General features: G+C 71.0%; 23 protein-coding genes, 5 tRNA genes and 1 pseudogene. 20 read left to right on the forward strand and 9 right to left on the reverse strand.

What is annotated here, in order from left to right; translation table 11 throughout:
• The first annotated feature begins 59 nt into the window (after nucleotides 1-59).
• The 3 genes from OG905_RS33105 (at nucleotide 60) to OG905_RS33115 (ending at nucleotide 2,371) form a co-directional block, all read left to right on the forward strand.
• A complete protein-coding gene (locus tag OG905_RS33105) occupies nucleotides 60-1,226 on the forward strand; it encodes a glycerophosphodiester phosphodiesterase (RefSeq protein ID WP_328679985.1) in 1,167 nt (388 codons plus the stop codon).
• Nucleotides 1,227-1,321: 95 nt separating this feature from the next.
• On the forward strand, nucleotides 1,322-1,831 hold the full coding sequence (locus OG905_RS33110) for a sigma-70 family RNA polymerase sigma factor (RefSeq protein ID WP_328679987.1): 510 nt from the start codon (nucleotides 1,322-1,324) through the stop codon (nucleotides 1,829-1,831).
• A gap of 36 nt (nucleotides 1,832-1,867) precedes the next feature.
• A complete protein-coding gene (locus OG905_RS33115; protein WP_328679989.1) occupies nucleotides 1,868-2,371 on the forward strand; it encodes a GNAT family N-acetyltransferase in 504 nt (167 codons plus the stop codon).
• A gap of 8 nt (nucleotides 2,372-2,379) precedes the next feature.
• On the opposite strand, the gene OG905_RS33120 is transcribed toward OG905_RS33115, so the two are convergent.
• The gene (locus OG905_RS33120; RefSeq protein WP_328679990.1) at nucleotides 2,380-2,811 is read right to left on the reverse strand and encodes a hypothetical protein; all 432 of its coding nucleotides are present in this window, start codon (nucleotides 2,809-2,811) and stop codon (nucleotides 2,380-2,382) included.
• Nucleotides 2,812-2,813: 2 nt separating this feature from the next.
• Nucleotides 2,814-3,173 (reverse strand): hypothetical protein, encoded by a 360-nt coding sequence (locus tag OG905_RS33125; protein WP_328679992.1) that lies wholly within the window; start codon nucleotides 3,171-3,173, stop codon nucleotides 2,814-2,816.
• 70 nt (nucleotides 3,174-3,243) lie between these two features.
• On the opposite strand from OG905_RS33125, the gene OG905_RS33130 reads away from it, so the two are divergent.
• The 10 genes from OG905_RS33130 (at nucleotide 3,244) to OG905_RS33175 (ending at nucleotide 16,298) form a co-directional block, all read left to right on the forward strand.
• A complete protein-coding gene (locus tag OG905_RS33130; protein WP_328679994.1) occupies nucleotides 3,244-3,891 on the forward strand; it encodes an HAD family hydrolase in 648 nt (215 codons plus the stop codon).
• 396 nt (nucleotides 3,892-4,287) lie between these two features.
• A complete protein-coding gene (locus tag OG905_RS33135) occupies nucleotides 4,288-5,361 on the forward strand; it encodes a methionine ABC transporter ATP-binding protein (RefSeq protein WP_328679996.1) in 1,074 nt (357 codons plus the stop codon).
• On the forward strand, nucleotides 5,358-6,029 hold the full coding sequence (locus OG905_RS33140) for a methionine ABC transporter permease (protein ID WP_328679998.1): 672 nt from the start codon (nucleotides 5,358-5,360) through the stop codon (nucleotides 6,027-6,029). Before OG905_RS33135 ends, OG905_RS33140 begins: the two co-directional genes overlap by 4 nt.
• Nucleotides 6,030-6,106: 77 nt before the next feature.
• Nucleotides 6,107-6,967: a MetQ/NlpA family ABC transporter substrate-binding protein gene (locus tag OG905_RS33145; protein ID WP_328680000.1), complete on the forward strand. Its 861-nt coding sequence runs from the start codon at nucleotides 6,107-6,109 to the stop codon at nucleotides 6,965-6,967.
• 181 nt (nucleotides 6,968-7,148) lie between these two features.
• A complete protein-coding gene (locus OG905_RS33150) occupies nucleotides 7,149-7,796 on the forward strand; it encodes a GNAT family N-acetyltransferase (RefSeq protein ID WP_328680003.1) in 648 nt (215 codons plus the stop codon).
• A gap of 102 nt (nucleotides 7,797-7,898) precedes the next feature.
• Nucleotides 7,899-9,131, forward strand: a complete 1,233-nt coding sequence (cbiE, locus tag OG905_RS33155; RefSeq protein ID WP_328680005.1) for a precorrin-6y C5,15-methyltransferase (decarboxylating) subunit CbiE — start codon at nucleotides 7,899-7,901, stop codon at nucleotides 9,129-9,131.
• A 334-nt stretch (nucleotides 9,132-9,465) separates the two neighbouring features.
• Nucleotides 9,466-12,843 carry a nicotinate-nucleotide--dimethylbenzimidazole phosphoribosyltransferase gene (gene cobT / locus OG905_RS33160; RefSeq protein WP_328680007.1) on the forward strand — a complete coding sequence of 1,126 codons (3,378 nt, stop codon included), beginning with the start codon at nucleotides 9,466-9,468 and terminating at the stop codon, nucleotides 12,841-12,843.
• Between the two features lie 702 nt (nucleotides 12,844-13,545).
• Nucleotides 13,546-14,808: a uroporphyrinogen-III C-methyltransferase gene (gene cobA, locus OG905_RS33165; protein WP_328680009.1), complete on the forward strand. Its 1,263-nt coding sequence runs from the start codon at nucleotides 13,546-13,548 to the stop codon at nucleotides 14,806-14,808.
• An 81-nt stretch (nucleotides 14,809-14,889) separates the two neighbouring features.
• Complete coding sequence (locus OG905_RS33170) at nucleotides 14,890-15,765, forward strand: TrmH family RNA methyltransferase (RefSeq protein WP_328680011.1); 876 nt, start codon at nucleotides 14,890-14,892, stop codon at nucleotides 15,763-15,765.
• 350 nt (nucleotides 15,766-16,115) lie between these two features.
• Nucleotides 16,116-16,298 (forward strand): hypothetical protein, encoded by a 183-nt coding sequence (locus OG905_RS33175; protein ID WP_328680012.1) that lies wholly within the window; start codon nucleotides 16,116-16,118, stop codon nucleotides 16,296-16,298.
• A 325-nt stretch (nucleotides 16,299-16,623) separates the two neighbouring features.
• On the opposite strand, the gene OG905_RS33180 is transcribed toward OG905_RS33175, so the two are convergent.
• Nucleotides 16,624-18,078, reverse strand: a complete 1,455-nt coding sequence (locus tag OG905_RS33180) for a recombinase family protein (RefSeq protein WP_328680014.1) — start codon at nucleotides 18,076-18,078, stop codon at nucleotides 16,624-16,626.
• A 60-nt stretch (nucleotides 18,079-18,138) separates the two neighbouring features.
• Between OG905_RS33180 and OG905_RS33185 the strand changes: the two are divergent.
• Nucleotides 18,139-18,558: pseudogene (locus tag OG905_RS33185) on the forward strand (TrmH family RNA methyltransferase); the annotation flags it as partial.
• A gap of 24 nt (nucleotides 18,559-18,582) precedes the next feature.
• Here the strand turns inward: OG905_RS33185 and OG905_RS33190 are convergent.
• A complete protein-coding gene (locus tag OG905_RS33190; protein ID WP_328680016.1) occupies nucleotides 18,583-19,776 on the reverse strand; it encodes a serine/threonine-protein kinase in 1,194 nt (397 codons plus the stop codon).
• 232 nt (nucleotides 19,777-20,008) lie between these two features.
• Here OG905_RS33190 and OG905_RS33195 point away from each other — a divergent pair, with 232 nt between their 5' ends.
• The 4 genes from OG905_RS33195 to OG905_RS33210 all read left to right on the forward strand — a co-directional run bounded on the left by OG905_RS33195 (nucleotide 20,009) and on the right by OG905_RS33210 (nucleotide 22,774).
• Nucleotides 20,009-20,266, forward strand: a complete 258-nt coding sequence (locus tag OG905_RS33195; protein ID WP_266478540.1) for a hypothetical protein — start codon at nucleotides 20,009-20,011, stop codon at nucleotides 20,264-20,266.
• Between the two features lie 188 nt (nucleotides 20,267-20,454).
• The gene (locus OG905_RS33200) at nucleotides 20,455-20,661 is read left to right on the forward strand and encodes a hypothetical protein (RefSeq protein ID WP_266478543.1); all 207 of its coding nucleotides are present in this window, start codon (nucleotides 20,455-20,457) and stop codon (nucleotides 20,659-20,661) included.
• A gap of 801 nt (nucleotides 20,662-21,462) precedes the next feature.
• A complete protein-coding gene (locus OG905_RS33205) occupies nucleotides 21,463-22,428 on the forward strand; it encodes a phosphotransferase family protein (RefSeq protein ID WP_328680018.1) in 966 nt (321 codons plus the stop codon).
• A gap of 67 nt (nucleotides 22,429-22,495) precedes the next feature.
• Nucleotides 22,496-22,774 carry a TFIIB-type zinc ribbon-containing protein gene (locus tag OG905_RS33210; RefSeq protein ID WP_328680020.1) on the forward strand — a complete coding sequence of 93 codons (279 nt, stop codon included), beginning with the start codon at nucleotides 22,496-22,498 and terminating at the stop codon, nucleotides 22,772-22,774.
• Nucleotides 22,775-22,830: 56 nt separating this feature from the next.
• Here OG905_RS33210 and OG905_RS33215 read toward each other — a convergent pair.
• The 5 genes from OG905_RS33215 to OG905_RS33235 form a co-directional block, all read right to left on the reverse strand.
• Nucleotides 22,831-22,905 (reverse strand) — tRNA-Val (locus OG905_RS33215).
• Nucleotides 22,906-22,947: 42 nt separating this feature from the next.
• Nucleotides 22,948-23,019: transfer RNA gene (locus OG905_RS33220), tRNA-Val, on the reverse strand.
• 20 nt (nucleotides 23,020-23,039) lie between these two features.
• Nucleotides 23,040-23,111 (reverse strand) — tRNA-Val (locus OG905_RS33225).
• A 1-nt stretch (nucleotide 23,112) separates the two neighbouring features.
• Nucleotides 23,113-23,186 (reverse strand) — tRNA-Cys (locus OG905_RS33230).
• A gap of 40 nt (nucleotides 23,187-23,226) precedes the next feature.
• A tRNA-Gly gene (locus OG905_RS33235) sits at nucleotides 23,227-23,299 on the reverse strand.
• A gap of 145 nt (nucleotides 23,300-23,444) precedes the next feature.
• On the opposite strand from OG905_RS33235, the gene OG905_RS33240 reads away from it, so the two are divergent.
• Nucleotides 23,445-24,503, forward strand: coding sequence for a chorismate-binding protein (locus OG905_RS33240; protein ID WP_328680022.1), 1,059 nt, complete (start codon nucleotides 23,445-23,447; stop codon nucleotides 24,501-24,503).
• On the forward strand, nucleotides 24,500-25,330 hold the full coding sequence (locus OG905_RS33245; protein WP_328680024.1) for an aminotransferase class IV: 831 nt from the start codon (nucleotides 24,500-24,502) through the stop codon (nucleotides 25,328-25,330). Before OG905_RS33240 ends, OG905_RS33245 begins: the two co-directional genes overlap by 4 nt.
• The last annotated feature ends 24 nt before the right edge of the window (nucleotides 25,331-25,354 follow it).

Consider the following 25,354-nt stretch of genomic DNA (forward strand, 5'->3'; position numbering starts at 1 on the left):
GGCTGCCTACCATCGGGCGGTCGCTTGGCAGGTGCGGGACATCACACGGAGGAATGTCGATGACACAGGGTGCGGACACAAGTCCCGGACGTCGGACCGTCCTGGGCGCGGCGGTAATCGGCACGGCAGCTCTCGGCGTCGGCGGCCTCACCGCCGGACCTGCCGGGGCCGACGAGCGCCAACTGAGCCATGACGGACACGGTTCGTCGTACAGGGATCTGCCCTCCCCCACCATCATCGGTCACCGCGGCGCCAGCGGCTACCGGCCCGAGCACACTCTCGGCTCGTACCAGCTCGCCCTGGACCTGGGCGCCCACGTCATCGAGCAGGACCTGGTGCCCACCAAGGACGGCCATCTCGTATGCCGTCACGAGAACGACATCACGGGTACCACGGATGTCGCCGCCCACCCGGAGTTCGCCTCCCGCAAGACCACCAAGTCCGTCGACGGCGTCAGCCTGACCGGCTGGTTTACCGAGGACTTCACGCTCGCCGAGCTCAAGACGCTGCGCGCCAAGGAGCGGATCCCGGCCAACCGCCAGGAGAACACCCTCTACGACGGCCGCTGGACGATCCCCACCTTCGAAGAGGTGCTGCGCTGGGCCGAGAAGGAGGGCCGCCGGCGCGGCCGTCCCGTATGGCTCCATGTCGAGACCAAGCACCCCACGTACTTCCGGGGGCTCGGCCTCGGTCTCGAGGAGCCGCTCGCCCGGCTGCTGCGCCGCTACGGCCGCGACCGCCGCAACTCGCCGGTCTTCCTTCAGTCGTTCGAGCCAAGCAGCATCCAGCGACTGGCGAAGCTGGTGTCCTCGCCGCGCGTCGTGCTGCTGTCCGGTGCGAGCAGCCGCCCGTGGGACTTCGTCGTGGCGGGCGACCCGCGCACGGTCGCCGACCTCGTCAAGCCCGAGGGTCTGCGGTGGATCGCGTCCTACGCGCAGGGCATCGGTCCCACCCTCGACCTGATCATCCCGAAGGACGCGAGCGGCAAGCTGGGCACGCCGACGACGCTGGTGGCCGACGCGCACGCCGAGGGCCTGATCCTGCACCCGTACACGATGCGCAACGAGAACGTCTTCCTGCCCGCCGACTTCCGGCGCGGCACCGACCCGAACGCCTACGGCGACGCGTTCGGCGCGTTCAAGATCTACTTCGAGACCGGCATCGACGGCATCTTCACCGACAACGCCGACACCGGACTGCTGGCGGCCGCCGACTTCAACGGCTGACCGGCGCCCGGCAGCACACGAGGCCCGGCCGCCCGTACGGGTGACTGTGTCGTCGCACGGCAACCGCCGCCGTGCGACGGCACGTCCCGCCGGGCATGACGCTTCTCGAAGAACTTCGTCCTCTCGTGAGCGCCGAGGCGACGGCCGAGGCCCCCGCCGCCGCGATGGAGGCCCGCGATCTCGAACAGGCCGTCTGGGTGCGGCTGCTCGAACGTCTCGACGGGGACGGCCCGCCGCCGGACGCCGCCCGCTGGGTCAAGTCGGCCGTACGCGCGGAAGCGCGCCGCGCCCGGCGCACCGCGGCCCGGGAGCTGCCCTACGGTCCGGAGCCGTCGGCGGACCCGGCAGGCGGCCCGGAACGGGCCGCACTGTGGTCCGAGCGCCGCCGTGCTCTGCGCGCCGCGATCGCCCGCACGCCGGGCAACTGTCCGCGGCTGCTGACTGCGATGCTGTCGCCCGACGACCCGACCTACCGCGAAATCGCAGGGGAGTTGGGAATCTCACAAGGCAGTCTGGGGCCGATGCGTTCCCGTTGCCTGGGATGCCTGCGCAGAATGCTGACGGCAGAGGTTGCGGCTCCTGAACCTGGGGGAAAGGAGCGGTAGACAACCGGCGGACAGGTGAGCGGGAGGCATGCGCACATGGGCATGAGCGTGACCATCTCAGCGGCAAGAGCACAGGACGCGGAGCAGATCCTCAAGCTGCAGTATCTGTGCTACCAGAGCGAGGCCGAGCTGTACGGTGACTACGGAATCGAGCCCCTCACCCAGTCCCTGGACGATCTGCGGGCCGAAATAGCCCAGGGGCACGCCCTGGTGGCCAAGCTCGGCGACGAGGTGGTCGCCTCCGTGCGCGGCAGCGTCGACGAGGGCGGAACGGCCCGGATCGCCAAGCTGATCGTGCACCCCCGGATGCAGCGCCACGGCCTGGGCGGCCGGCTGCTCGACGCCATCGAGAAGCGTTTTTCGGGCGAAGGCGCAGCCAAGCGCTTCCAGCTCTTCACCGGCCACCGCAGCGAGAGCAATCTGCGGCTGTACCGCAGCCGCGGCTATCTGCAGGTCTCCAGCGAGCAGGTCGGCCCGCGGCTGACGCTGCTCACGCTGGAGAAGGAGGCCGTGGCGCGCGACTTCGCCGCGAGCGCGTAGCGCCAGGTCTAGGCCGTGGGCTGCGCCACGTCCGCACGGGAGCGGCGCAGCCAGAGCATTCCGGTGATCGGCAGCAGTACCGGGATGAAGATGTAGCCCATGCCGTACGCCGACCAGACCGTCGAGTCGGGGAAGGCGGAAGGCTCCACCACCGTCCAGGTCCCTACGATCAGCACGCCCGCGAGCTCGGCGGCGCAGCACACCAGCGCCGCCCTGCGGGCCCGCTCCCCGCCGCGTACCAGCGTGTACGTGATGAACGCGTACACCACGGCCGCGACGGCGGAGAGCGTGTGGGCCAGCGGCGCCGAGTCGTAGTCGGTGACGATCTGGTAGACGGAGCGCGAGACGGCGCCCACCGACATCACTCCGTACACCCAGACCAGCAGCAGTCCGGGGCCCTGGACCAGCCGGGTCTTCTTGCTTTCCGCGGTCTCGGTCATGGTCAGCCGTTCCAGATGTCGTAGAGGCGCACTTCGAGCACGGCCAGGACGATCGCGCCCGCCGCGACCGTCACGGAGCCCCAGCGGGTCCGCTCCGCCAGCGAGAGGAAACCCGCCGCCGGTACGGCCGCGAACGCCCCGATCAGATACGCGACGAAGATGACCGAACCCTCGTCGGCCTCCTCGCCACGTGCCAGCTGCACGATCCCGACCAGCAGTTGCGCCAGCGCCAGCACCGACACCACGGCCATGCCGATGAAGTGCCAGTCCTTGGTGGGCTGGTCGCGAAGGGCGGCGTAGCCGCACCAGGCGGCGAGGGCGAGCGCGGTCACGGCGACCGCGACCGTCAGGGCGTCAAGCATGGCCCCGAGCGTATTACGGGCCAAAAGGCCCGATGCGCGCGGCCCCGGCCGCCGCGTAGGGTCGACGACCATGAAGATTGCCGCCGAAGCCCTGCTCTTCGACAACGACGGAACCCTGGTTTCCTCGCTGGAGTCCGTTCAGCGCTGCTGGACACGGTGGGCGGGGGAATACGGAATCACGGCGGAGGACTTCGCCCGCATCGAGCTGCACGGCCGCCCCGCCGCGGAGATAGCCGCCGATCTGCTGCCCGCGGATGTCGTGCCCGAGGCGGTGGCCCGTATCGAACAGCTCGAGGTCGAGGACGTGGCCGGGGGAGTCGTGCTGCTGCCCGGCACCGCCGAGCTGCTGGACCGGCTGCCCGCCGACCGCTGGGCCGTGGTCACATCCGCGACCCGCCGGCTGGCCGAGGCCCGGCTCGAAGAGGTCGGCATCCGCCCCAAGGTCCTCGTCGCCGCCGACGACATCACACGCGGCAAGCCCGACCCGGAGCCGTATCTGCTCGGGGCCGTCCGCCTCGGCGTCGACCCGGCGCGCTGCGTCGTCTTCGAGGACGCCCCGGCGGGGCTGACCGCGGGTCGCGCGGCGGGCATGCGGACCGTGGCCTTGGCCACAACGCACGAGCGTTCCGAACTGCTTGCCGATGTCGTCGTCAGGGACCTCTCGGCCGTGTCCGCGCAGGCCATGCACGGGGGAGTGGAGATCACGGCCGCCGACTGAGCCCGCCCGTATGCTGTCCGAATACTGAAGCAAATCGGTCCGTTATTCGGACAGCTTTGATCGCTTCGTACCCCTGTCTGCTTTACTTGCCGACATGACCACGACGAGCAGCCGCACCCTTGCGACCGAGGCGATCACGACGCCCGGTGCTCGTTGTATGTGTCGAATGTGCGCCAACTGAGGGCCCCTGCCTGAGTCTCGCGCCCCGAAGCGAGACCGACAGCCGAGCCGACTCCGGTGCTCCGCCAGGACGCATCGGACCGAGCCTGCCCCGCGCACGCGTTGCCCCCGGCCACCAGCCGAATCAGCCGTGCAGCGCCCGACTGTCCACAACCCGAAATGCCCCGTGCCCGGCGGACACTTCGCCGTGCACTCGACTGTGACGGAAACCCCCCTGTGATCACCACTACGGGCCTTACCAAGGTCTACGAGTCACGAGGCCGCGAGGTCACCGCCCTGGACGGCGTCGATCTGCATGTCCGTGAGGGCGAGGTCTTCGGAGTCATCGGCCAGAGCGGCGCCGGTAAGTCCTCGCTGATCCGCTGCGTCAACCTGCTCGAGCGCCCCACCTCCGGCACCGTGACCGTGGCCGGCCAGGACCTCACCGCGCTCGCCGGCCGCGGCCGCCGCGCCTCCAGGGAACTGCGCGAGGCACGCAGCCGTATCGGCATGGTCTTCCAGCACTTCAACCTGCTGTCCTCGCGCACCGTCAAGGACAACATCGAGCTGCCGCTGGAGATCCTCGGTGTCTCCGGCGCCGAGCGTTCGCGCAAGGCACTCGAACTGCTCGACCTGGTGGGCCTCGCCGACAAGGCGAAGGCCTACCCCGGCCAGCTCTCCGGCGGCCAGAAGCAGCGCGTCGGCATCGCCCGGGCGCTCGCCGGTGACCCCAAGGTGCTGCTCTCCGACGAGGCGACCAGCGCCCTCGACCCCGAGACCACCCGCTCGATCCTGCAGCTGCTGCGCGACCTCAACCGGCAGCTCGGACTGACCGTCCTGCTCATCACGCACGAGATGGACGTCGTCAAGACCATCTGCGACTCGGCAGCACTGATGAAGAAGGGGAAGATCATCGAATCCGGCACCGTGAGCGAACTGCTCGCGACCCCCGGCTCCGAGCTGGCTCAGGAGCTGTTCCCGGTCGGTGGCGAGGCCTCCGGCCCCGAAAGCACCGTAGTCGACGTCACCTTCCACGGTGAGTCCGCGACCCAGCCGGTCATCTCCCAGCTCTCGCGCACGTACAACGTCGACATCTCGATCCTCGGCGCCGCGATGGACACCGTCGGCGGCAAGCAGATCGGCCGGATGCGCATCGAACTGCCCGGACGGTACGAGGAGAACGTCGTCCCGGTCGGCTTCCTGCGCGAGCAGGGCCTCCAGGTCGAGGTCGTCGACTCCGAGGCCCCCGCCGAGCAGTTCGCCCTCCCCGCGCAGAGCACCGCCGCACTGGTCGAGGGGGTCGCCAAGTGACCTGGTCGGAAATGCAGCCGCTGCTGAGCCAGGGCACCGTCGACACCCTCTACATGGTGCTGTGGTCCACCCTCGTCACCGTCGCGGGCGGACTGCCGCTCGGTGTGCTCCTGGTCCTCACCGACAAGGGCGGACTGTTGCAGAACACCCCGGTGAACAAGGTCGTCGGCGTGATCGTGAACATCGGCCGTTCGCTGCCGTTCATCATCCTGCTGATCGCGCTGATCCCCTTCACCACGCTGGTCGTCGGCACCTTCATCGGCCCCACCGCGATGATCGTGCCGCTCGCCGTCGGCGCGATTCCGTTCTTCGCCCGGCTCGTCGAGACGGCGATTCGCGAGGTCGACCACGGTCTGGTCGAGGCCGTCCAGTCGATGGGCGGCTCGATCCCGACGATCGTCCGCAAGGTGCTGCTGCCGCAGGCTCTGCCCTCGCTCGTCTCCGCCGTCACGACCACCGTGATCGTGCTCGTCGGCTACTCGGCGATGGCAGGCGCGGTCGGCGGTGAAGGGCTCGGGTCCAAGGCCGTCACCTACGGATTCCAGCGCTTCGAGACCCAGTTCATGCTGATCACGGTCGTCGTCCTGATCGCCGTCGTCACCGTCGTACAGCTCATCGGCGACGGAGTCGTACGACTCCTGGCACGCCGGGGCCGTACCGCTTCCTGACCCACCAGACCTTCCCCCGCACAGCCCGCACTCCTTGTCCGGGCGTCGTTCCGCTCCACCAGAAAGAGGCACTTTTCGTGCGCAAGAACACCAAGCTCACCGTGTCCGCCGCCGCTCTCGGGGCCCTCGCCCTCGGCCTCACCGCCTGCGGCACCGCCTCCGACCCGGCCGCCAGGGCCGACTCCGGCGCCAAGGCCGACGAGTCCAAGGCGCTGGTCGTCGCGGCGTCCCCGACGCCGCACGCCGACATCCTCAACTACGTCAAGGACAACCTGGCGAAGAAGGCCGGACTGAACCTCGAGGTCAAGGAGTTCACGGACTACGTCCTGCCGAACACCGCCACCGAGAGCGGCCAGGTCGACGCCAACTTCTTCCAGCACAAGCCGTACCTCGACGACTTCAACAAGAAGAACAACACCCACATCGTCCCGGTCGTCAACGTCCACCTGGAGCCGCTCGGCCTCTACTCCAAGAAGGTCAAGGACCTCAAGGAGATCAAGTCCGGCCAGAGTGTGGCCGTGCCGAACGACACCACCAACGAGGGCCGCGCGCTCAAGCTGCTGGCCGACAACGGCCTGATCACCCTCAAGGACGGCGCGGGCACCAGCGCCAAGCTCTCCGACATCAAGGACAGCAAGGGCCTGAAGTTCAAGGAGATCGAGGCCGCCACGCTGCCCCGCGCCCTGAATGACGTCGACGCCGCGGTCATCAACGGCAACTACGCCATCGAGGCCGACCTCAAGCCCGCGAAGGACGCCCTGGCGCTGGAGAAGGCCGAGGGCAACCCGTACGCCAACTTCCTCGCCGTCAAGCAGGGCAACGAGAAGGACGCGCGCGTGCAGAAGCTCGCGCGGCTCCTCAACTCCCCCGAGGTGAAGAAGTTCATCGAGGACAAGTACGCCGGCTCGGTCGTCCCGGCCTTCGGCGCCGCCAAGTAAGGCTTCGGGCGGACGGCGCTACTTCTACAACACGCCCTAGCCGCATGCCCCTTGAACGAGGCCCGGCGCACCGCCACAGGTGCGCCGGGCCTCGTTCAACTCACCACCCGGCCATGCGCATCCGTCACCGGATGCTGCATGCTGTGCCTTTACGGCTACGACCCTTTCGACGGTCTTCGGCATGGAGCTGCGCATGACTACCACCTTCCCGGACGTGTCCATCAGCACGGAGCGGTTGGTGCTGCGCCCCTTCGAAGAAGCCGACATCCCGGCGCACACCGAGATGATGAACGACGAGATGGTCACCGCCTGGACCTCGGTGCCGCACCCGTACACGGCCGCAGACTCCGAAGAGTGGATCTGCAGGATCGCTCCTGCAGAGCGCACCGAAGGCCGCGGAATCGTTCTGGCCGTCACCGAGTTCCTCACCCAGCGGCTCGTCGGCATCGTCCATCTCAAGAACACCAACTGGCGCACCCTCGCCACCGAGGTCGCGTACGTCACCGCCCCCTGGGCGCGCGGCGAGGGTTACGCCACCGAATCGGTGCTCGCCGTCGCCCAGTGGCTGTTCCGCGTCCAGAAGTTCGAGCGACTGGAACTGCGCACCGCCGCCGACAACACCGCCTCCCAGCAGGTGGCGCAGAAGATCGGCTGCATCAGCGAGGGCGTGCTGCGCAACGCATGGATAGCGCGCACCCAGACCGAGGACGGCGGCTGGGCCGACATCCGCACCGATCTGATCGTCTGGAGCCTGCTCCCCGAGGACATCGAGGGCGTCTCGGGCCAGATGGCGGACGCGGGCTACGCCTCCTTCACCGACTGGAACTGACGCCACCCGGCCACGACCGACCGCCGCCCGCTCCAGGTACTCTCGCCATGCCCGCACCTGCGGGCTGCCCCGACCTGCGACGACACCAGGAGACTGACGACGATGGCCGACCGCGTCACGGTGATCGGCTGGGACGGTTCGCCCCTCACCGCAGCGGCCAGGTCCGCCCTCTCCGCCGCCACGCTGGTGGCCGGAGCCGCGCACCATCTGGCGCTGCCCGAGGTACCGGCGGGTGCCGAGCGCATCCGGCTCGGCAGCGTCGGCCTCGCCGCCCGGCGAATCGCCGGGCACCGCGGCAGCGCCGTCGTCCTCGCCGACGGCGACCCGGGCTTCTTCGGCGTCGTACGCACCCTGCGCGCGCCGGAGCACGGCCTGGAGGTCGAGGTCGTGCCCGCCGTCTCGTCCGTCGCCACGGCCTTCGCCCGGGCCGGGATGCCCTGGGACGACGCCCAGATCGTCGTCGCACACCGCCGTACGCTGCGCCGCGCCGTCAACGTGTGCCGGGCGCACTCCAAGGTCGCCGTCCTCACCTCCCCGGGCGCCGGGCCCGCCGAGCTCGCCCTGCTGCTCGAAGGCGTGCACCGCACCTTCGTCATCTGCGAGGAACTGGGCACCGACCGCGAGCAGGTCACCGTCCTGACCTCCGACAAGGCCGCCGACCACGCCTGGCGCGACCCCAACGTCGTCATCGTCATCGGGGGAGCGGGGACCGCGGCCGTCCAGGGCGGAGGCTGGATCGCGGGGCACGATCCCGGCTACCCGTCGGCGGTACGGGGCTGGGCGCTGCCTTCACAGGCGTACGGACACTCGTACGGAGAAGGTCTCGGCGAGGGCGAGTCGGTGCAGCTGCGCGCCGCCCAACTGGCCCGCCTCGGGCCGCGCATCGGCGACCTCGTCTGGGACATCGGCTCGGGCAGCGGCGCACTCGCGGCGGAGGCGGCCCGCTTCGGCGCCGCGGTCATCGCCGTCGACGCGGACGCGGACGCCTGCGCCCGCACCGAGGCCACGGCCCGGCACGCGGGCGCCCAGCTCCAGGTCGTCCAGGGGCGCGCGCCGCATGTGCTGGAGCGGCTGCCGGAGCCCGATGTCGTACGGATCGGGGGCGGGGGAGTGCCGGTGGTGACCGCGTGCGCCGACCGGCGGCCGCAGCGCATCGTCACGCATGCCTCGACCCGCGACGAGGCGGAGGCGATCGGTGCGGCCCTCGGGGCCGGCGGTTACGAGGTGGAGTGCGCGCTGCTGCAGTGCGTCGACATGGACACGACGGCATGGGCGGAGCGGGAGCGTTCGGTCGTCTTCCTGCTCTCCGGCCGACGGGTGGAGAGCGCCCCATGACCTTGCCGCCGGACGGCGCGCGGTAGGCTGGCCGATCGTTGTACCGCACCCGGACGTTCGTCGCTTCGTTCGTCAATGTCCGGAAAATGGGGCCGCTTTGGTTCCGATATGTGGTACGTCAGAACCGGGGGAAGCGCAACGTGGCGCAGCCCACAGCGGGCCGTGGCAGATCTCATGGCCGCGGCGCCGAACGGCCGCGAGAATGCTTGGAGACCGTGGGGGCATCGTGCCGCGCGGCGCACACGCTCGTTCTTGTTGACGGGCGTCAGGTGTGCCGCGATCGGGCGTCCCGGGCGACGGGCGAAGGAACACAAGCGATGGGCGAGGGGTACGCATGACTGACACCGGCCAGATCCCGGGCGAGGGGCTGCCGGAGAACGCAGGCATGGTGGAGCAGCCGGGCATCCCCGCTCCTGGCGCGTACACCTACCTCGACCCCTCCGAGAACGGCTCCGAAGAGGACGATCTGCTGCTGATGCCGGGCGCGCAGGGGGCGTGGAGCGATCCGCAGCCGATGCAGTCCGTGCCGTCGGCGCAGCCTGTCCAGGCGATGCAGTCCGTGCCGTCCGCGCAGTCCGTCCCCGTGCAGTCCGTCCCCGTGCAGTCCGTGCAGTTCGTGCAGCAGGGCCCGGTGGCTCAGGCGCCGGCCGGTCATGGGTCTGCGGGATCCATGGAATCTGTGGGACAGGCTCCGGTGGCCGTGCCGCCGCCCGCGCCGACGGCTCACACCTCCGCTCCCGAGCATCTCGTCTCCGAGCACCATGGCGCCGAGTCCCTTGTGTCCGAGGTTCATGCCGAGGCGTTCGTGGGGGCGCAGCCGCCCGCCGGACCTGAGTACGCGGCGCCGGAGTACGCGGCTGCCGAGTTCGCCGCTCCCGCGCAGGTTGCGCCCGAGTTCAGAGAAGAGCAGCCCGTGTCGGAGCCTGTCGCCGAACCGGCCCTGGTGGTCGAGGCGGTGGCACCCGCCCCGCCTGTTTTCGACGCTCACGAGTCGGGTGCTCACGAGGCCGGGGGCCGGGACTCCGGTTCCGTCGACCTCAATGGCGTACGCATTCCGCCCACATCGGCCATGCCGACGCCTCCGCCCCTGCGACGGCCGCTGCACATGGGCCCGCCGCTGCCCGACACCTCGGGCGGAGTGGTGCGCTCGCTCGCCGACCGCGGTCCGGCGGGCGCGCGCCCGCCCGCGATGGCGGTCGCCAACCCCGGGCCGCCCACGGCCGGGCCGGAGTACCTCGACATCCCGCGCGAGGGGTCGGCTGCCGTGCTGCCCGGACCGCAGCTGGGCGAGATTCCGCCGCAGGGCGGGACCCCCTGGGATCCTCAGCCCCCGCAGTCCCACACGCCCCCTCCGGCGTCGGTAGAAGCGGTCGTCCCGGAGCCCGCTCCTGTCGCACCAGTCCCTCCCGTTGTCGCCGAGGCTCCTCTCGCGGCCGCCGAGCCCGAGCCCGAGCCGCAGGCGCAGTTGGAGGCGGAGGCGGAGCCCGAGCAGCCGTCGGCCGGGCAGTTCGTCCCGGTCAACGGGTCGCTGCCCACCACTCCCCACCTCGCGCCGACGCCGGTCCCCGCAGTGGTGCATTTTGCCGAGCCCGAACCGGCGTCCGAGCCCGTGGAGGAGGTCGAGGTCGAGACCGTGGCAGCGGTCACTGAGCCGGAGGCGGAGCCACTGCTCGTGCCGGAGCCGGCTGCTCAGGCCGAGCCGATCCTCGTGCCCGCGCCGCGCGAAGGCGACCCCGAACCGCTTGTCGAGGCGGCTGTCGAGCCCGCCGCCGTACCTCCTGCCCTGCCTGTCGTCGAGGCGGCTGTCGAGCCCGCCACTGTTCCTGTCGCCGTTCCTGTCGCCGAGGCCGTGCCGATCGTGGCTCCCGAGGAGGTTGTCGTGGCTGAAGAACCCGAGCCCGAGCCCGAGCGCGCGTCCGAACCGGAGCCGGAGCCGGAGCCCGCCGCCGTCCCCGCGCCCGAGCCGGTTGCAGCCGGTCGCGCGGCCGCGCCCGGATACGACGACGCCGAGCGCGAAGCCGTACTGCGTGTCATGCGTGAACGCCGGGACATCCGTAACGGGTTCCGCAGCGACCCCATCCCGCACGAAGTGCTGCTGCGCGTCCTGGAAGCCGCCCACACGGCGCCCAGCGTCGGCCACTCCCAGCCCTGGGACTTCGTCGTCATCCGCTCCGCCGAGACCCGGCGGACGATGCACGAACTCGCCCAGCGGCAGCGCGAGGCGTACGCGAAGTCCCTGCCGAAGGGCAGAGCCAAGCAGTTCAAGGAACTGAAGATCGAGGCGATCCTCGACACCCCTGTGAACATCGTGGTCACCGCCGACCCGACGCGCGGCGGCCGCCACACGCTGGGCCGTCACACCCAGCCGCAGATGGCCCCGTACTCCTCCGCCCTCGCCGTCGAGAACCTCTGGCTCGCCGCCCGCGCGGAAGGCCTCGGCGTCGGCTGGGTCAGCTTCTTCGACGAGCGCGAGATGGTGCGCGCGCTGGGGCTGCCGGAGCACCTGGAGGTCGTGGCGTACCTGTGTGTCGGTTACGTCGACGAGTTCCCCGAGGAGCCCGAGCTGATGCAGGCGGGCTGGTCCAAGCGCCGTCCGCTGTCGTGGGTCGTCCACGAGGAGACGTACGGGCGTCGCGCCCTGCCCGGTGAGGAGCCCCACGACCTCCTCCAGGAGACCGTTTCCAACATCCGTCCACTGGACGCGAAGGCGCTCGGCGAGGCGTGGGAGCGGCAGAAGCGGATGACCAAGCCCGCGGGCGCGCTCGGGATGCTGGAGATCATCTCCGCGCAGCTGAGCGGACTGTCGCGGATGTGCCCGCCGCCGATCCCGGAGCCCGCGGCCGTCGCGATCTTCGCGGGCGACCACGGGGTGCACGCGCAGGGCGTCACGGCCTGGCCCCAGGAGGTCACGGCCCAGATGGTGGCCAACTTCCTCGGCGGCGGCGCGGTCTGCAACGCGTTCGCCAACCAGGTGGGCGCCGAGGTCTGCGTCATCGACGTAGGCGTGGCCGGGGACCTGCCCGCCACGCCCGGACTGCTGCCGCGCAAGGTCCGGCCCGGCACGGCCGACTTCACGACCGGGCCCGCGCTGAGCCGCGAGGAGGTCCTCTCGGCCGTCGAGGTCGGCATCGAGACGGCGCGGGATCTGGTGGCGGCGGGCAACAAGGCGCTGCTCACCGGTGAGATGGGCATCGCGAACACGACGGTCTCGGCCGCGCTCATCGCCGTCTACACGGGCATCGACCCGGGCGAGATCACCGGCCGCGGTACGGGCATCAACGACGAGATGCACGCGCGCAAGGTCGACGTGGTGCGCCGCGCGCTCGAACTCCACGCGCCGGACCCGGCCGACCCGATCGGCGTCCTGTCGGCGGTCGGCGGCCTGGAGCACGCCGCGCTGGTCGGCTTCATCCTCGGCGGCGCGTCGCTGCGTACGCCGGTGGTGCTGGACGGCGTCTCGGCGGGCGCTGCCGCGCTGGTCGCCCGGGCGATCGCGCCCGAGGCCCTGGCGGCGTGCATCGCGGGCCACCGCAGCGCGGAGCCGGGCCACGTGGCGGCCCTCAACAAACTGGGCCTGCGGCCGCTGGTCGACCTGGACCTGCGGCTGGGGGAGGGCACGGGGGCGCTGCTGGCGCTGCCGGTGGTGCAGAGTGCTGCGCGGGCGATGCACGAGGTGGCGACGTTCGACTCGGCGGGCGTCACGGAGAAGTAGCCCGCCGCGACGTCGGCGCTGCGGCCCGGTGGGGGATGCGCCCGCCGCCGCCCGTTCCGGGCAGGTAGTGGACGCCTGTGGCTGGCCGATGCCATCGGCGCCTGCCACCCGGTGGGGGATGCGCCCGCCTTCGGCGGGCCTGTTGTCCCCCCGCCCGCCTGTTTCGGGCGACCGGTTGCTGAGGCCTTTGGTTGGTGGCCGCGCGCCGACGGCGGCTGCGGTCCGGTGGCCGACAGGCCCGCCGCCCGTTTTCGGGCGACCGGTCGGTGGCTCGCCGCCGTCGTGGGTGCGGCCCCGTGGTGGGTGGGCCCGCCTTCGGCGGGTCGTATTCCCACCCGCGCACCCGTTTCAGCCGACCGGTTGCTGGAGGCCTTTGGTTGGTGGCCGCGCGCCGACGGCGGCTGCGGCCCGGTGGCCGGCAGGCCCGCCTGCCCGTTCAGGGCGTCCGGTTGGTCGGCGCCTCCCGGGGCGAGGGTCCGCGGCGCGAAGCTGCCGCCGGGGGCCATGGGGGCGTCAGCCCCCGCGTAGCCCTCCCCCTACGGGGTCTGGGGCACCGCCCGAGGTTCGGGAAGGGGCGGGGCAGGGGAGAAACCCCCCACCCCCTTAAGGTATTCGCCAGGGCCCCCACCCCACCCCACCAGCCGCTTCACCGCCGCAGCGGTCCCGTACACGCACCGCCCCGCACGAGGAGCCACGACCGCCATGGCCGAGCACGCAGAGCCCGCTGAGCAATCCGAGCCCGCTGAGCAAGCCGAGCATCCCGCCTACCCCGTCGGACTTCGCCTCACCGGGCGCCGCGTCGTCGTCCTCGGCGGTGGCCAGGTCGCCCAGCGGCGCCTGCCCGCGCTCATCGCGGCCGGTGCCGACATCGTCCTCGTGTCCCCGGAGGCGACGCCCTCCGTCGAGGCGATGGCCGCGGCCGGCGAGATCGGCTGGGAGCGGCGCCCGTACGCCGAGGGCGACCTCGCGGACACCTGGTACGCCCTCATCGCGACCTCCGACGCAGAGGCGAACGAGCGCGCGTCCGCCGAGGCCGAGCGCACCCGCACCTGGTGCGTACGCTCCGACGACGCCGGCGCCGCCACCGCCTGGACCCCGGCCACCGGCCGGTCCGAGGGCGTGACCGTCGCCGTGCTGACGGGGCGCGACCCGCGCCGTTCGGCAGCCGTGCGCGACGCGATCGTGGAGGGTCTGCGCGACGGCTCCCTCGCGGCGCCCCACCACCGCACCCGTACCCCGGGCGTCGCCCTCGTCGGCGGCGGCCCCGGCGACCCGGACCTGATCACCGTCCGCGGCCGCCGGCTCCTCGCCGAGGCGGACGTCGTCATCGCAGACCGCCTCGGCCCGCGGGACCTTCTCGACGAACTCCCGCCCCACGTCGAGGTGATCGACGCCGCGAAGATCCCGTACGGCCGCTACATGGCCCAGGAGGCCATCAACAACGCCCTGATCGAGCACGCGAAGGCGGGCAGGGCGGTCGTGCGCCTCAAGGGTGGCGACCCCTTCGTCTTCGGCCGCGGCATGGAGGAGGCCGAAGCCCTCGCCGCGGCGGGTATCCCGTGCACCGTCGTCCCCGGCATCTCCAGCTCCATCAGCGTCCCCGGCGCCGTCGGCATCCCGGTGACCCATCGCGGGGTGGCCCATGAGTTCACGGTGGTCAGCGGCCATGTCGCCCCCGACGACGAGCGTTCGCTCGTCGACTGGGAGTCGCTCGCCAAGCTCCGCGGCACGCTCGTCGTCCTGATGGGCGTGGACAAGATCGGCGCGATCGCGCGGACCCTCGTCGCGTACGGAAAGAGCCCCGACACCCCGGTGGCCCTGGTCCAGGAGGGCACGACCGCGTCCCAGCGCCGCGTCGACGCGACCCTGGCGACCGTCGCCGAGACGGTCCGGGCCGAGGACGTACGCCCGCCGGCGGTCATCGTCATCGGCGACGTCGTCACCGTCGGCCCGCGCAAGGCATGAGCGTTCCGCGCCGCGTGACCGCCAGTAACCGACCTGCGCCCAGCCGTTGGCACCACACCCAGGAGAAGGCAGTATCACCCTGTGGCTGATCTCATCACTGTCGAGGACCCCGACGACCCGCGCCTGCGCGACTACACGGGTCTGACCGACGTCGAGCTGCGGCGCAAGCGCGAACCCGCGGAGGGCCTGTTCATCGCCGAGGGCGAGAAGGTCATCCGGCGCGCCAAGGACGCCGGTTACGAGATGCGGTCGATGCTGCTCTCCGCCAAGTGGGTCGACGTCATGCGGGACGTCATCGACGAGCTCCCGGCACCGGTGTACGCGGTGAGCCCCGAGCTCGCCGAACGGGTCACCGGCTACCACGTGCACCGCGGCGCGCTCGCCTCCATGCAGCGCAAGCCCCTGCCCACGGCCGACGAACTGCTGCTGACCGCCCGCCGGGTCGTGGTCATGGAGTCGGTCAACGACCACAGCATGGATCTACAAGATTCCGCAGGTCAGCGGATCGCAATCTTCGAGGGATTCGTCGATCACGCCAATCTCGGGGCTGCCTTCCGTAGTGCCGCCGCCCTCGGGATCAAGGCCATCCTGCTGTCCCCGGACTGCGCAGACCCCCTCTATCGGCGAGCGATCAAGGTCTCAATGGGTGCCACCTTCACCCTCCCGTACGCCCGACTCGAAGACTGGCCGGGCGGGCTCGATACCGTCCGCGAAGCCGGGTACAACATCCTCGCCATGACCCCGGATGAGAAGGCGACGCCGCTCGACGAGCTGGACCCTGGCCGCTTGGAGAAGTGCGCCATCATGCTCGGGTCCGAGGGGCATGGGCTCTCCACGTACGCCCTTCGAGCGGCGGATGAGTGGGCACGCATCCCTATGGCCGCCGGAATCGACTCGCTCAACGTGGCGGCAGCCTCAGCCGTCGCGTTCTACGCGACCCGACCGCGGCCCGCCTGAGCGTCAGTCGGGCCAGGGAAGCATCGGCGCTCCAGGTGATCGCGGCACACCGTGACGATGTGGGTCGCCACCGGCTCCCCGCACGAGAACCCCCAGATCCACTGGAAGCCGACGCTCCCGTCCTCCCTCTTGAACTAGGACGTCGAGCCTGTTCGCCACCGAGGCTCCCGAGCCGGTCCACATCGGCGAAGGCGACGGCCCGAAGCTCTCCGAGCTCCGCCGAGCCCTCATGCCTCCGGTCGGGCTGCGGGAAGTGATCTTCGAAGCCGAGCAGGCGCCCACTCTGGCGCCATTCAGCGCGACATCGACGACAGCCACTCCCTGTACCACGCCGATTGCTACGACACAGCGTGGCTAAGCGCCTCCCTGGCATCCTCGACGCCGAGGCCGCCGTCACCCTCTACGAGGAGGACGAGGCCCGTCAGAAGGCCGTCGTGGTGCGTGCGAGCGCCTTCCTGCTCGCCGGCAAGTACCTGACGCAGGTTCGGCGTTGCGACATGGCCTATCACGCAGGCGTCGTCGGGATGGGATGACGGCCGAACGCCTTCGCCTTCATGTGCGTGGTGTGCGTGGGAGATCGAGATGGCGGACGAGCAGATAGAAGAGGCCCTCGCCCAGCGCATGCCGGTTACGCACGCCGCCTTTCAGAAGCACGGGAGAGTCGTGCCGTGAGCCTCACCATCGACGAGGCGATCGAGATCGCGAGGCGCCGAGGGCAGAGCACACCGCCTCCACCACTGACCGCAGAGCACGCTCGCCTCATATGTACACTCCTCGCGCCGGACCGCGAGCGTCATGCGCTCGCCGCATGACGAAGCCCCCCGTCTCCGAGTCTGGAGATGGGGGGCTTCGCGCGTTCTACTCGCCCTCAGACTCGGGCTTACGGTCCGCGATGATGACCTGCTCCTCCAGCGGCTTCGGTTCCCGACGTTTCCGTCCGCGCGGAACCAGAGTCACCTTCAGCAGAGCCTCAACGAGCTTCCGCTGACGCTCCAGGGGCAGTTCAAGCCACTGCTCCTTGACCTTCGGCGTGCCCAGGTCGAGCCCCACAGTCAAGGCGCCCGTCCCAGCCTTGGTCAGCACCGCCTCGGCCTTCTTCATCTTCTCCCGCGCCGTCGCGGTGGCCGTGATGAACTGCTCGTCGGTCATCAGGTCGGCGGCGAGGAGCTTGGCAAGCCGATCGAGCTTGACCTGCGCCTTCTCGACATCCGCCCTCGCCTCCTCCGCCTTGTTGTCCCCTGACGGTGCCAGCAGAGCCAGCACACCGGGCCGGGACAGCCGGTCGATCATCTCGCCATGCACGCGGGTGTCGACGTACGCCCGATTCGTGTGTACGTGAGACATCCGGCACGAGTACGTCAACTCGCCGCGGTTGGAGGCCGCCCGTACCGTCTCCTGGCACGTCTCACACTCGCCGATGCCGGTCACCAGAGACTGAGGCTTGCGCCCGTTACGCCCGGCGTTCTCTCCCATCTTGCGGTCCGGATCGACGAGCAACTGAACCAGGGCGAGGTAGTTCTCCAGTTCCAGGATCTTGTCCCAGACTCCGGTGCCCACCTCGTCGCCGTTGTAGACGCGGATGCCTGCGTACCGAGGATTCACGAGGACGTTCTTCACGCCCCGCGCAGACCAGCCCGCCTTCGGCTTCCGCTTCCCCTTCTCCCACCCGATCTCAGCCCGGGAGGAGACGAGCCCGTCGTCGCTCCACTCGCGCGCCACCTGCGCCAGTGGCTTGCCGGCGAGCACGTCGACCGCCGCCTTGCGGATGGCGTCGGCCTCCTTCGGGATGATCGTGATGCGGTCGTTCGTATACCCGAAGGGCCGGACGCCACCGAAGTGCACGTCTCCCTCGGCGGCACGAGCAGCGTTCGCCAGCTTCTGACGAGCACCCTTCCGCTCCACCTCGGCGCGAGCGACGGCCGCCAGGATGCGAGCCACCATCCGGCCGACGTCGGTGGTCAAGTCAAGGTCACCCGAGGCTGTCGCGACACCGACGCCAGCGTTCTCAGCAAGGAGGATCAGCTCCTCCAGGTCGAGCATCGAGCGCGTCATGCGGTCGATGTGCCACGCCACGATCAGGTCCACTTCGCGGGCCTCGACCATCGCCAGCACGGACTTCCACGCCGGTCGCTCCTTGCCGGTCGAGGCGGAGATCGAGTTGTCGACCCGCTCCGCTACGACCGCCCAGCCACGCAGCTCACAGAGCTGTCGGCAGGCTTCGAGCTGGCGCTCGACCGACCGTCCTTCGCCGGGAACATCAAGAGACACTCGTGCGTAGATGACGGCACGCTTCACCCGGAGAGTCTCTGGCACCCCCACGTGATGCCCCCTCTCATCTCATCCTTTCGATTGTAGACTTAAAGCGAAGATGATGGCGCGATCTTCCGCAGCGCCGCCGCCCTCGGCATGGACGCGGTACTGCTCTCGCCGGACTGCGCGGACCCGCTCTACCGCCGCTCGGTGAAGGTGTCCATGGGCGCGGTCTTCTCCGTCCCGTACGCACGTCTCGAATCCTGGCCCAGGGGCCTGGAGTCCGTACGGGAAGCGGGCTTCAAGCTTCTGGCCCTCACTCCCGACGAGAAGGCCTCCGCCATCGACGAGGCGGCCCCGCACCGGCTGGAGCGCGTCGCGCTGATGCTCGGCGCGGAGGGCGACGGGCTCTCGACACAGGCGCTGGTCGCCGCCGACGAGTGGGTGCGGATCCCGATGGCGCACGGAGTGGACTCGCTCAACGTGGGCGCGGCCGCCGCGGTCGCCTTCTACGCGGTCGCGACGGGCCGCCCGGGCGCCTGAGCCACAGCCGCGACAGCCGCCCGTCTAGAGCTGCTGGGCCGCGGCGATTCCGAGCGCCACGATCAGCGTCACCACGACGAAGACGATGATGCGCTGTCGCAGCAGCCGTGGGTTGGCGGGCCGCCGCCCGGGCGAAGTCGGGCGCACGCCGGGCTTGGTGCCCTGACGCCCGTTCGTGCGGGAGGTGTTGCGCGGCGCCTGAGGGCGCGTGCCGCCGGTGCGCGGCGGCTGCGCCGGGCGCGGCATGGACGTGCCCGCCGTCCGCCGATCGAGGCGCGCTGTCCGCTCCACCCTCTCGGAGCGCTCCACGCGTTCCGTACGCTGCGGATAGCGCGAGGTCGGCCGGTCCTGCTCGATCCGCTCGCGCTGGGCGGGCGGACGGGCCTCCGACAGCCCCTGGGCCTCCCTTGCCGCGATCTCCTTGAGCCGCATCGACAGCTGCAGCGTGCTGGGCCGTTCCTCGGGGTCCTTCGCCAGGCAGGCCCGTACGAGCGGAGCAAGCGCGTCCGGAACCCCGTACAGCTGCGGCTCCTCATGCACCACCCGGTACAGCATGACTTCCGAACTGCCGTGTCCGAAGGGCGAGTCGGCGGTCGCCGCGTACGCGAGCGTGGCGCCCAGCGCGAAGACGTCCGTCGCCGGGGTGACCGCGGCGCCGCGCACCTGCTCGGGCGCGAGGAAACCGGGGGAGCCGACCGCCGTGCCGACGTGCGTGAGTGTGCTCGCTCCCGTCGCCCAGGCGATACCGAAGTCGATGATCCGTGGGCCCTTCGGCGAGAGCAGGATGTTCGACGGCTTCAGATCCCGGTGGACGACCCCGGCCTCGTGCACCGCGACCAGGCCCTCCGACAGGGCGGCCCCGATCGCGGCCACCTCGGCGGCCCGGAGCGTGCCGTCCTCGGCCACCTTGTCGTGCAGGGAGGGACCGGGGACGTACTGGGTGGCGAACCACGGGCGCTCCGCCTCCAGATCGGCGGCCACCAGCCGTGCCGTACAGCCGCCGCGGATCCGCCGCGCGGCCGAGACCTCGCGCGCGAAGCGCGATCTGAACTCCTGGTCCTCCGCGAGGTCCGGCCGGATCACCTTCAGAGCCACGCGCTGCCCGCGCCGGTCGGACCCGAGGTACACAACCCCCATGCCACCCGCGCCGAGCCGCCGGTGAAGCCTGAACGAGCCGACGACACGCGGGTCCTCGCGCCGGAGCCGCATCATCGCCATGTCCGTCCCCTACCTACGGTGGGGAGACCCCACCCCCGCTGCCACGGTCGTCCGTTTGACGTGGCACAGCTTACGTACCCCTGCCCCGGTGTGCTCATAGGCCGCGCCCTCGCGGCCCGATCGATTGTCAGTGCCGGGTGGGAAACTTGAAGAGTGGTCAGGGGGCCGCGGATCGGGCCCCCGTGACCCGTGCGAGATCTCAAAGGTCCGTCGCAGAAGGGGGATTGGATCGGTGAAGGGTGACCGCGTGGAGATAGTCGTGGACGCGGGAGACACGACTCGTACGTACGAAGTGGTGGCAAGCCGGGCGGGTCGCAGGGTCGAGACGGCGGTGCGCAGAGGGGTGGTGGAAGTGAGCGAAGTCACCCGCACGGGAACGGTGGTGCGGACGGCGCGCTTCATGGCCACGAGGGTGCTGGCACTGGTCGAGCAGCCGGTGCCGCGGGAGGACTCCTCGGAGCGTCCCCTCGGGGAAGACCCCAAGTCCTAGGACCTCGTCTCCACCCAGGGGAGTACGTCACCGGGGCGCTGCTCATCCTCCGGGAGGCCCGGCAATCGGTACGAGGGCATGACGCCCGGGACCCCCCGGATCCCTAATGTTGAAGTCAAGCGGCGGGTGCAGCACTCGTCCCCCGAGGTCAGACACCCGCCGCTTCCAAATACGACAGGAGAGGGACCATGGCCGACACGGCATCGCGGACGATGATCCGCACGCAGGGACGCAGGGCATTCGCCGCGTTCGGCGGCCGCCCGTCGGGCCGACGCCATCCGCTGGTGGCGACGGCGATGGTGCTCCCTCTCGCAGCCCTGCTCGTGGTCGCTTTCGGCGGCTGGGAAGCAGTGGTCACACAAGCGTCGTCCGTGGGCGTGATGCTGGGGCGCTGAGCGGCGCCCCGGGCCCGGAAGAGCGGTCCGGGTCGGGGACATCCGGCCAACAACCCCGTGGGGACGGGGGTGCGGCGGACGGCAGCGTTTGGCCGGTCAGCTGGGGAGCTGACCGGCCATCGCGCTGTTTCCCCTCTTGCGTGCACCCCTCGCACCGCTCGGCTCTGGCGGCCTCGGGGTTTCGGACCACTGCGCCGGACTCCGTCCGCCGGAAGGGGCCCAGCCGCGTAGTGAAGGTGGGGTTGGCTCCCTTGTGCGGACTGCGAGGCACCCTTGAGCCGCACGCCCGGTCGGCTCCGCGTGCGCGTCCACCGCGCCACGCAGCTAGGGCCTGTCGTTTGGATCTTGCCGGGTTCGCGTGCCCTGGCACGCGCGCTCGCTGCGTTGCGTCAGTCGCCGACGCTCCGCGTCGGCTCTCCCCCTGCCTTCGGCGGGGGGACCCCCATCCTCCGGCCTGCGATCGCACGCACCGCAGTGACATCAGCCGCTGCGCGGCGGGCCGCTCACTGATCCGGCCTGATCCAAACGACAGGCCCTAGTCCACCTACCCGGTGCCACCACCGCGCGGCGAGGCCGGGGGTCCACGGGGTACGGGCACTGCGCCGCGAACCTTGCGCTCGGGGTCAAGGGCCTTGCGCCGCGAAGCCGGCGCCCTGGGGAGTGGGGGCGTCAGCCCCCGCACTTCCCCTCCCCCTGGGGGCTGGGGGCTCGCCCCAGTTTCGGGAAGGGGCGGGGTGGGGGAAGACCACCGCCCCCGCCGCGTAGGCTCCCGCCAGGGAAACCGCACCCCGGGGGGAGACCGTGACCGCAGACGTCGTCCGCACGCTCGCCCGCGTCGCCCGCGACGCCGCGCACCTCGTCACGCCACGGCAGGCGTGCCGCGCCTGCGGGCGCGACGAGGCCGTTCTCGCCGAGCGGGACGACGGCGCCGTCGTACGGCACGGGGAAGCCGTCGCCAAGGCGCACGCTCCCGGCACCGACCCCGACGCGCACCACGCCCGCCTTGCCGTCGCCGCCCACCCCCGCCTCACCGGCATCCTCCTGGCCCCCGTCCCCCTCCCAGCCGGTGACATCAACGGCCGGCCCGTCACCGCCTGGCCCTACGGCCTGCCCGTGGACCCCGCGGATCCCGACACCGCCCCCTGGGAGGAAGCCGCCGTACTGCTGGCTCGGCTCCACCGCGTCGAGCCCGCCGGGCTCCCCGGCCCTCTCCCGCCCATGCGCGGACCCGCCAAGGCCGCCGCGGCCCTGGCGCGGATGCGTGCGGCGGCGGGCGACCACCCCGCGGCTACCACCGTGGAGCGGGCCTGGGCGCGCCTGCCCGCCTGGGCCCGCGACGAAGCGCCCTCGCCCCGCGCCGACACGCTCTGCCACGGTGACCTCCACCTCGGCCAGCTCGTCCGCCATCCCGCCCCCGCCGGCCCCTGGCTGCTCATCGACGTGGACGACCTCGGTCTCGGCGACCCCGCCTGGGACCTGGCCCGGCCCGCCGCCTGGTACGCGGCGGGTCTGCTGCCCCCGGAGATCTGGGGGCGTTTCCTCGGGGCGTACACGGCCGCACAGGGGCCCGCGGTCAGCGTTGACGGCGACCCCTGGCCCCAACTCGACGTCCCCGCCCGCGCGCTGACCGTCCAGACCGCTGCCCTCGCCCTCGCGAAATCCGCCGCAGAACACCGCGAACCGGACGAGGTGGAGCGGGCCCTGATCGACGCCTGTGCCCGAATTGCCGCCCTCCCGCCCGAGTTGGAGTTCGAGCCTCCGTCGTAGGCTGAACCACCTGTCACCGGGCATGCATCCCGGCGACGTCGACCGAACGCGAGGAGCTGAGCAGATCATGCAGTGTCCCAAGTGCCATGCGGCGATGCACACGTACAACCGCAACGGCGTTCAGATCGAGCAGTGCAGCGGCTGCCGGGGGATATTCCTCGACTACGGCGAGCTGGAGTCCCTGACCCGCCTGGAGTCGCAGTGGACGCAGGCCCCGCCCGCGCCGCCGGCTCCGCAGGCCTACCCTGCGCCCGCCGCGCCCGCCTGGGGCGCCCCGCACCACGGCGGACACCACGGCGGCCACTACCGCCAGAAGAGCTTCGGCCGGATGCTCTTCTCCTCCTGAGCCGCTCCCCACGGACGACAGAACCCCCGGCCGTCTCGACGGCCGGGGGTTCTGGCTGGTGCGCGATACTGGGATTGAACCAGTGACCTCTTCCGTGTCAGGGAAGCGCTCTCCCGCTGAGCTAATCGCGCGGGACGATCTTGAGTTGTGCTGCGGTCCTGCGTGGTACTGCGTGCGCGATACTGGGATTGAACCAGTGACCTCTTCCGTGTCAGGGAAGCGCTCTCCCGCTGAGCTAATCGCGCGGGAATCCTTGCGGATCCAGTGGACGATACTGGGATTGAACCAGTGACCTCTTCCGTGTCAGGGAAGCGCTCTCCCGCTGAGCTAATCGTCCTTGGAGGTGGAGACGGGATTTGAACCCGTGTAGACGGCTTTGCAGGCCGTTGCCTCGCCTCTCGGCCACTCCACCCGGAGTGCAGGGGTTCGGGAAGATCCCCCACTTTCCTGCGAGCGGACGACCAGGTTCGAACTGGCGACCTCAACCTTGGCAAGGTTGCGCTCTACCAACTGAGCTACGTCCGCGTATCGTTTCCGGCCCGCTTGCGCGGCCCGGCGACGTGTTGAACTCTAGCGGATTCCTGGGCCAGCACAAAAACGCGTTTCCGCAGCGTGCTGAGGTGTGTTCGCGCCGCAGCGGCCCGTCGGCGCCCGCCATACACTCGCAGACGTGCACGACCTTGCTCCTCTGGCCCGCTTCGGCCACCTCCTCGCCACGGACCTCCGTGATGTCACCAGCGACCCGGAAGCACTCGGCTCCGCCGGCTTCTGGGCGGTCGCCGCGGACTTCGAGGGCCGTCTGACCTGCGCCCGCTTCGACAATGTGCGTACGCAGCCGGTACCCGAGCCCGTGCCGGGGCGCTGGCGTGGACCGGCCGCCGGCGACTGGACCTCCTCGCTGGACCGGCAGGCGTACACGGCCGGTGTACGCCGCATCCGCGAACACATCGCGGCGGGCGAGGTCTACCAGGCGAACCTCTGCCGAATTCTCTCCGCGCCCCTGCCCGACCCCGATGCGGCCGACGTCGACGCGCTGACCGCCCTGCTGGCGCGCGGCAACCCCGCTCCGTACGCCGGAACGATTCGGCTGCCCGCCCACGGCGTCGAGATCGCCACCGCGTCCCCCGAGCTCTATCTCAGGCGCGACGGGCAGATCGTCGAGTCCGGGCCGATCAAGGGCACCGGCCGCACCGCCGAGGACCTGCAGGAGAAGGACCGCGCGGAGAACGTGATGATCGTGGACCTGGTCCGCAACGACCTGGGGCGGGTCTGCGCGACGGGCACCGTCACCGTCCCCGCCCTGTGCGCCGTCGAGGCCCACCCCGGCCTTGTGCACCTCGTCTCGACCGTCCGCGGCGAGCTGGGGCCCAAGGCGGGCTGGCCGGAGCTGCTGGCGGCCACCTTCCCGCCCGGTTCGGTGACGGGCGCGCCCAAGTCCAGCGCGCTGAAGATCATCGACGCGCTGGAGACGGCACCCCGGGGCCCGTACTGCGGAGGCATCGGCTGGGTCGACGCCGACCGCGGCACCGGCGAGCTCGCCGTCGGCATACGCACGTTCTGGATCGACCGCGACCGGCCCCGAGGACCGGTGCTGCGCTTCGGCACGGGCGCCGGGATCACCTGGGGCTCCGACCCAGAGCGCGAGTGGGACGAGACCGAGCTGAAGGCGTCCCGGCTGCTCGCGGTAGCGTCGGGGGTGTACGCGGCAAGCGGAAGGACAGCTGGATGAAGCTCTGGGTCAATGGCGGACTCACGGACGCCGAGAACGCCCGGGTGTCCGTGTTCGATCACGGTCTGACCGTGGGCGACGGCATCTTCGAGACCGTCAAGGCGGTGCACGGACAGCCCTTCGCCCTCACCAGGCACCTCGACCGGCTGACCCGCTCGGCCCGCGGCCTCGGCCTGCCCGACCCAGACCTGGACGAGGTGCGGCGCGCCTGTACGGCCGTACTGGAAGCCAACCCCATGGAGCTCGGGCGGCTGCGCATCACCTACACCGGCGGCCCCTCGCCACTCGGCTCCGACCGCGGCACCGCGGGGCCCACACTGGTCGTGGCGCTCGGTGAAAGCCGGCGCCGCCCCGACGCCACCGCGGTGATCACCGTCCCGTGGACCCGCAACGAGCGCGGCGCCCTGACCGGGCTCAAGACGACGTCGTACGGCGAGAACGTCGTCGCGCTCGCCAGGGCGAGCGAGCAGGGCGCGTCCGAGTCGCTGTTCGCCAACACCGTCGGACAGCTCTGCGAGGGCACCGGTTCGAACGTCTTCGTGGTCGTCGACGGCGAGCTGCACACCCCGCCCGTCTCATCCGGCTGCCTGGCGGGCATCACCCGCGCGCTGACCGTGGAGTGGACCGGGGCCAAGGAGACCGACCTGCCCTTGGACGTACTGGAGCGGGCCGAGGAGATCTTCCTGACCTCGACGCTGCGCGACGTACAGGCGGTCCGGCGCGTCGACGGGCGCGCGCTCACGGAGGCGCCGGGACCGGTCACCGCCAAGGCCATGCGGATCTTCGAGGAGCGTTCGGCCGCCGACGTGGATCCGAAGGCCTCGTAAAACCCCGTGACGAGCGGCCGCAGG

The sequence above is a fragment of the Streptomyces sp. NBC_00322 genome (assembly GCF_036147535.1).
In the GTDB taxonomy this organism is placed as follows: Bacteria; Actinomycetota; Actinomycetes; order Streptomycetales; family Streptomycetaceae; genus Streptomyces.

Bases quoted from the DNA above. Each gene is read 5' to 3' on its own strand.
- OG905_RS33115 (WP_328679989.1), top strand. From the start codon at position 1,868: ATGGGCATGAGCGTGACCATCTCAGCGGCAAGAGCACAGGACGCGGAG.
- OG905_RS33210 (WP_328680020.1), top strand. From the start codon at position 22,496: ATGCAGTGTCCCAAGTGCCATGCGGCGATGCACACGTACAACCGCAAC.
- OG905_RS33120 (WP_328679990.1), bottom strand. From the start codon at position 2,811: ATGACCGAGACCGCGGAAAGCAAGAAGACCCGGCTGGTCCAGGGCCCC.
- OG905_RS33190 (WP_328680016.1), bottom strand. From the start codon at position 19,776: ATGGCGATGATGCGGCTCCGGCGCGAGGACCCGCGTGTCGTCGGCTCG.
- OG905_RS33245 (WP_328680024.1), top strand. From the start codon at position 24,500: ATGAAGCTCTGGGTCAATGGCGGACTCACGGACGCCGAGAACGCCCGG.
- OG905_RS33200 (WP_266478543.1), top strand. From the start codon at position 20,455: ATGGCCGACACGGCATCGCGGACGATGATCCGCACGCAGGGACGCAGG.
- OG905_RS33130 (WP_328679994.1), top strand. From the start codon at position 3,244: ATGAAGATTGCCGCCGAAGCCCTGCTCTTCGACAACGACGGAACCCTG.
- OG905_RS33105 (WP_328679985.1), top strand. From the start codon at position 60: ATGACACAGGGTGCGGACACAAGTCCCGGACGTCGGACCGTCCTGGGC.
- OG905_RS33125 (WP_328679992.1), bottom strand. From the start codon at position 3,173: ATGCTTGACGCCCTGACGGTCGCGGTCGCCGTGACCGCGCTCGCCCTC.
- cbiE (WP_328680005.1), top strand. From the start codon at position 7,899: ATGGCCGACCGCGTCACGGTGATCGGCTGGGACGGTTCGCCCCTCACC.
- cobA (WP_328680009.1), top strand. From the start codon at position 13,546: ATGGCCGAGCACGCAGAGCCCGCTGAGCAATCCGAGCCCGCTGAGCAA.
- cobT (WP_328680007.1), top strand. From the start codon at position 9,466: ATGACTGACACCGGCCAGATCCCGGGCGAGGGGCTGCCGGAGAACGCA.
- OG905_RS33150 (WP_328680003.1), top strand. From the start codon at position 7,149: ATGGAGCTGCGCATGACTACCACCTTCCCGGACGTGTCCATCAGCACG.
- OG905_RS33110 (WP_328679987.1), top strand. From the start codon at position 1,322: ATGACGCTTCTCGAAGAACTTCGTCCTCTCGTGAGCGCCGAGGCGACG.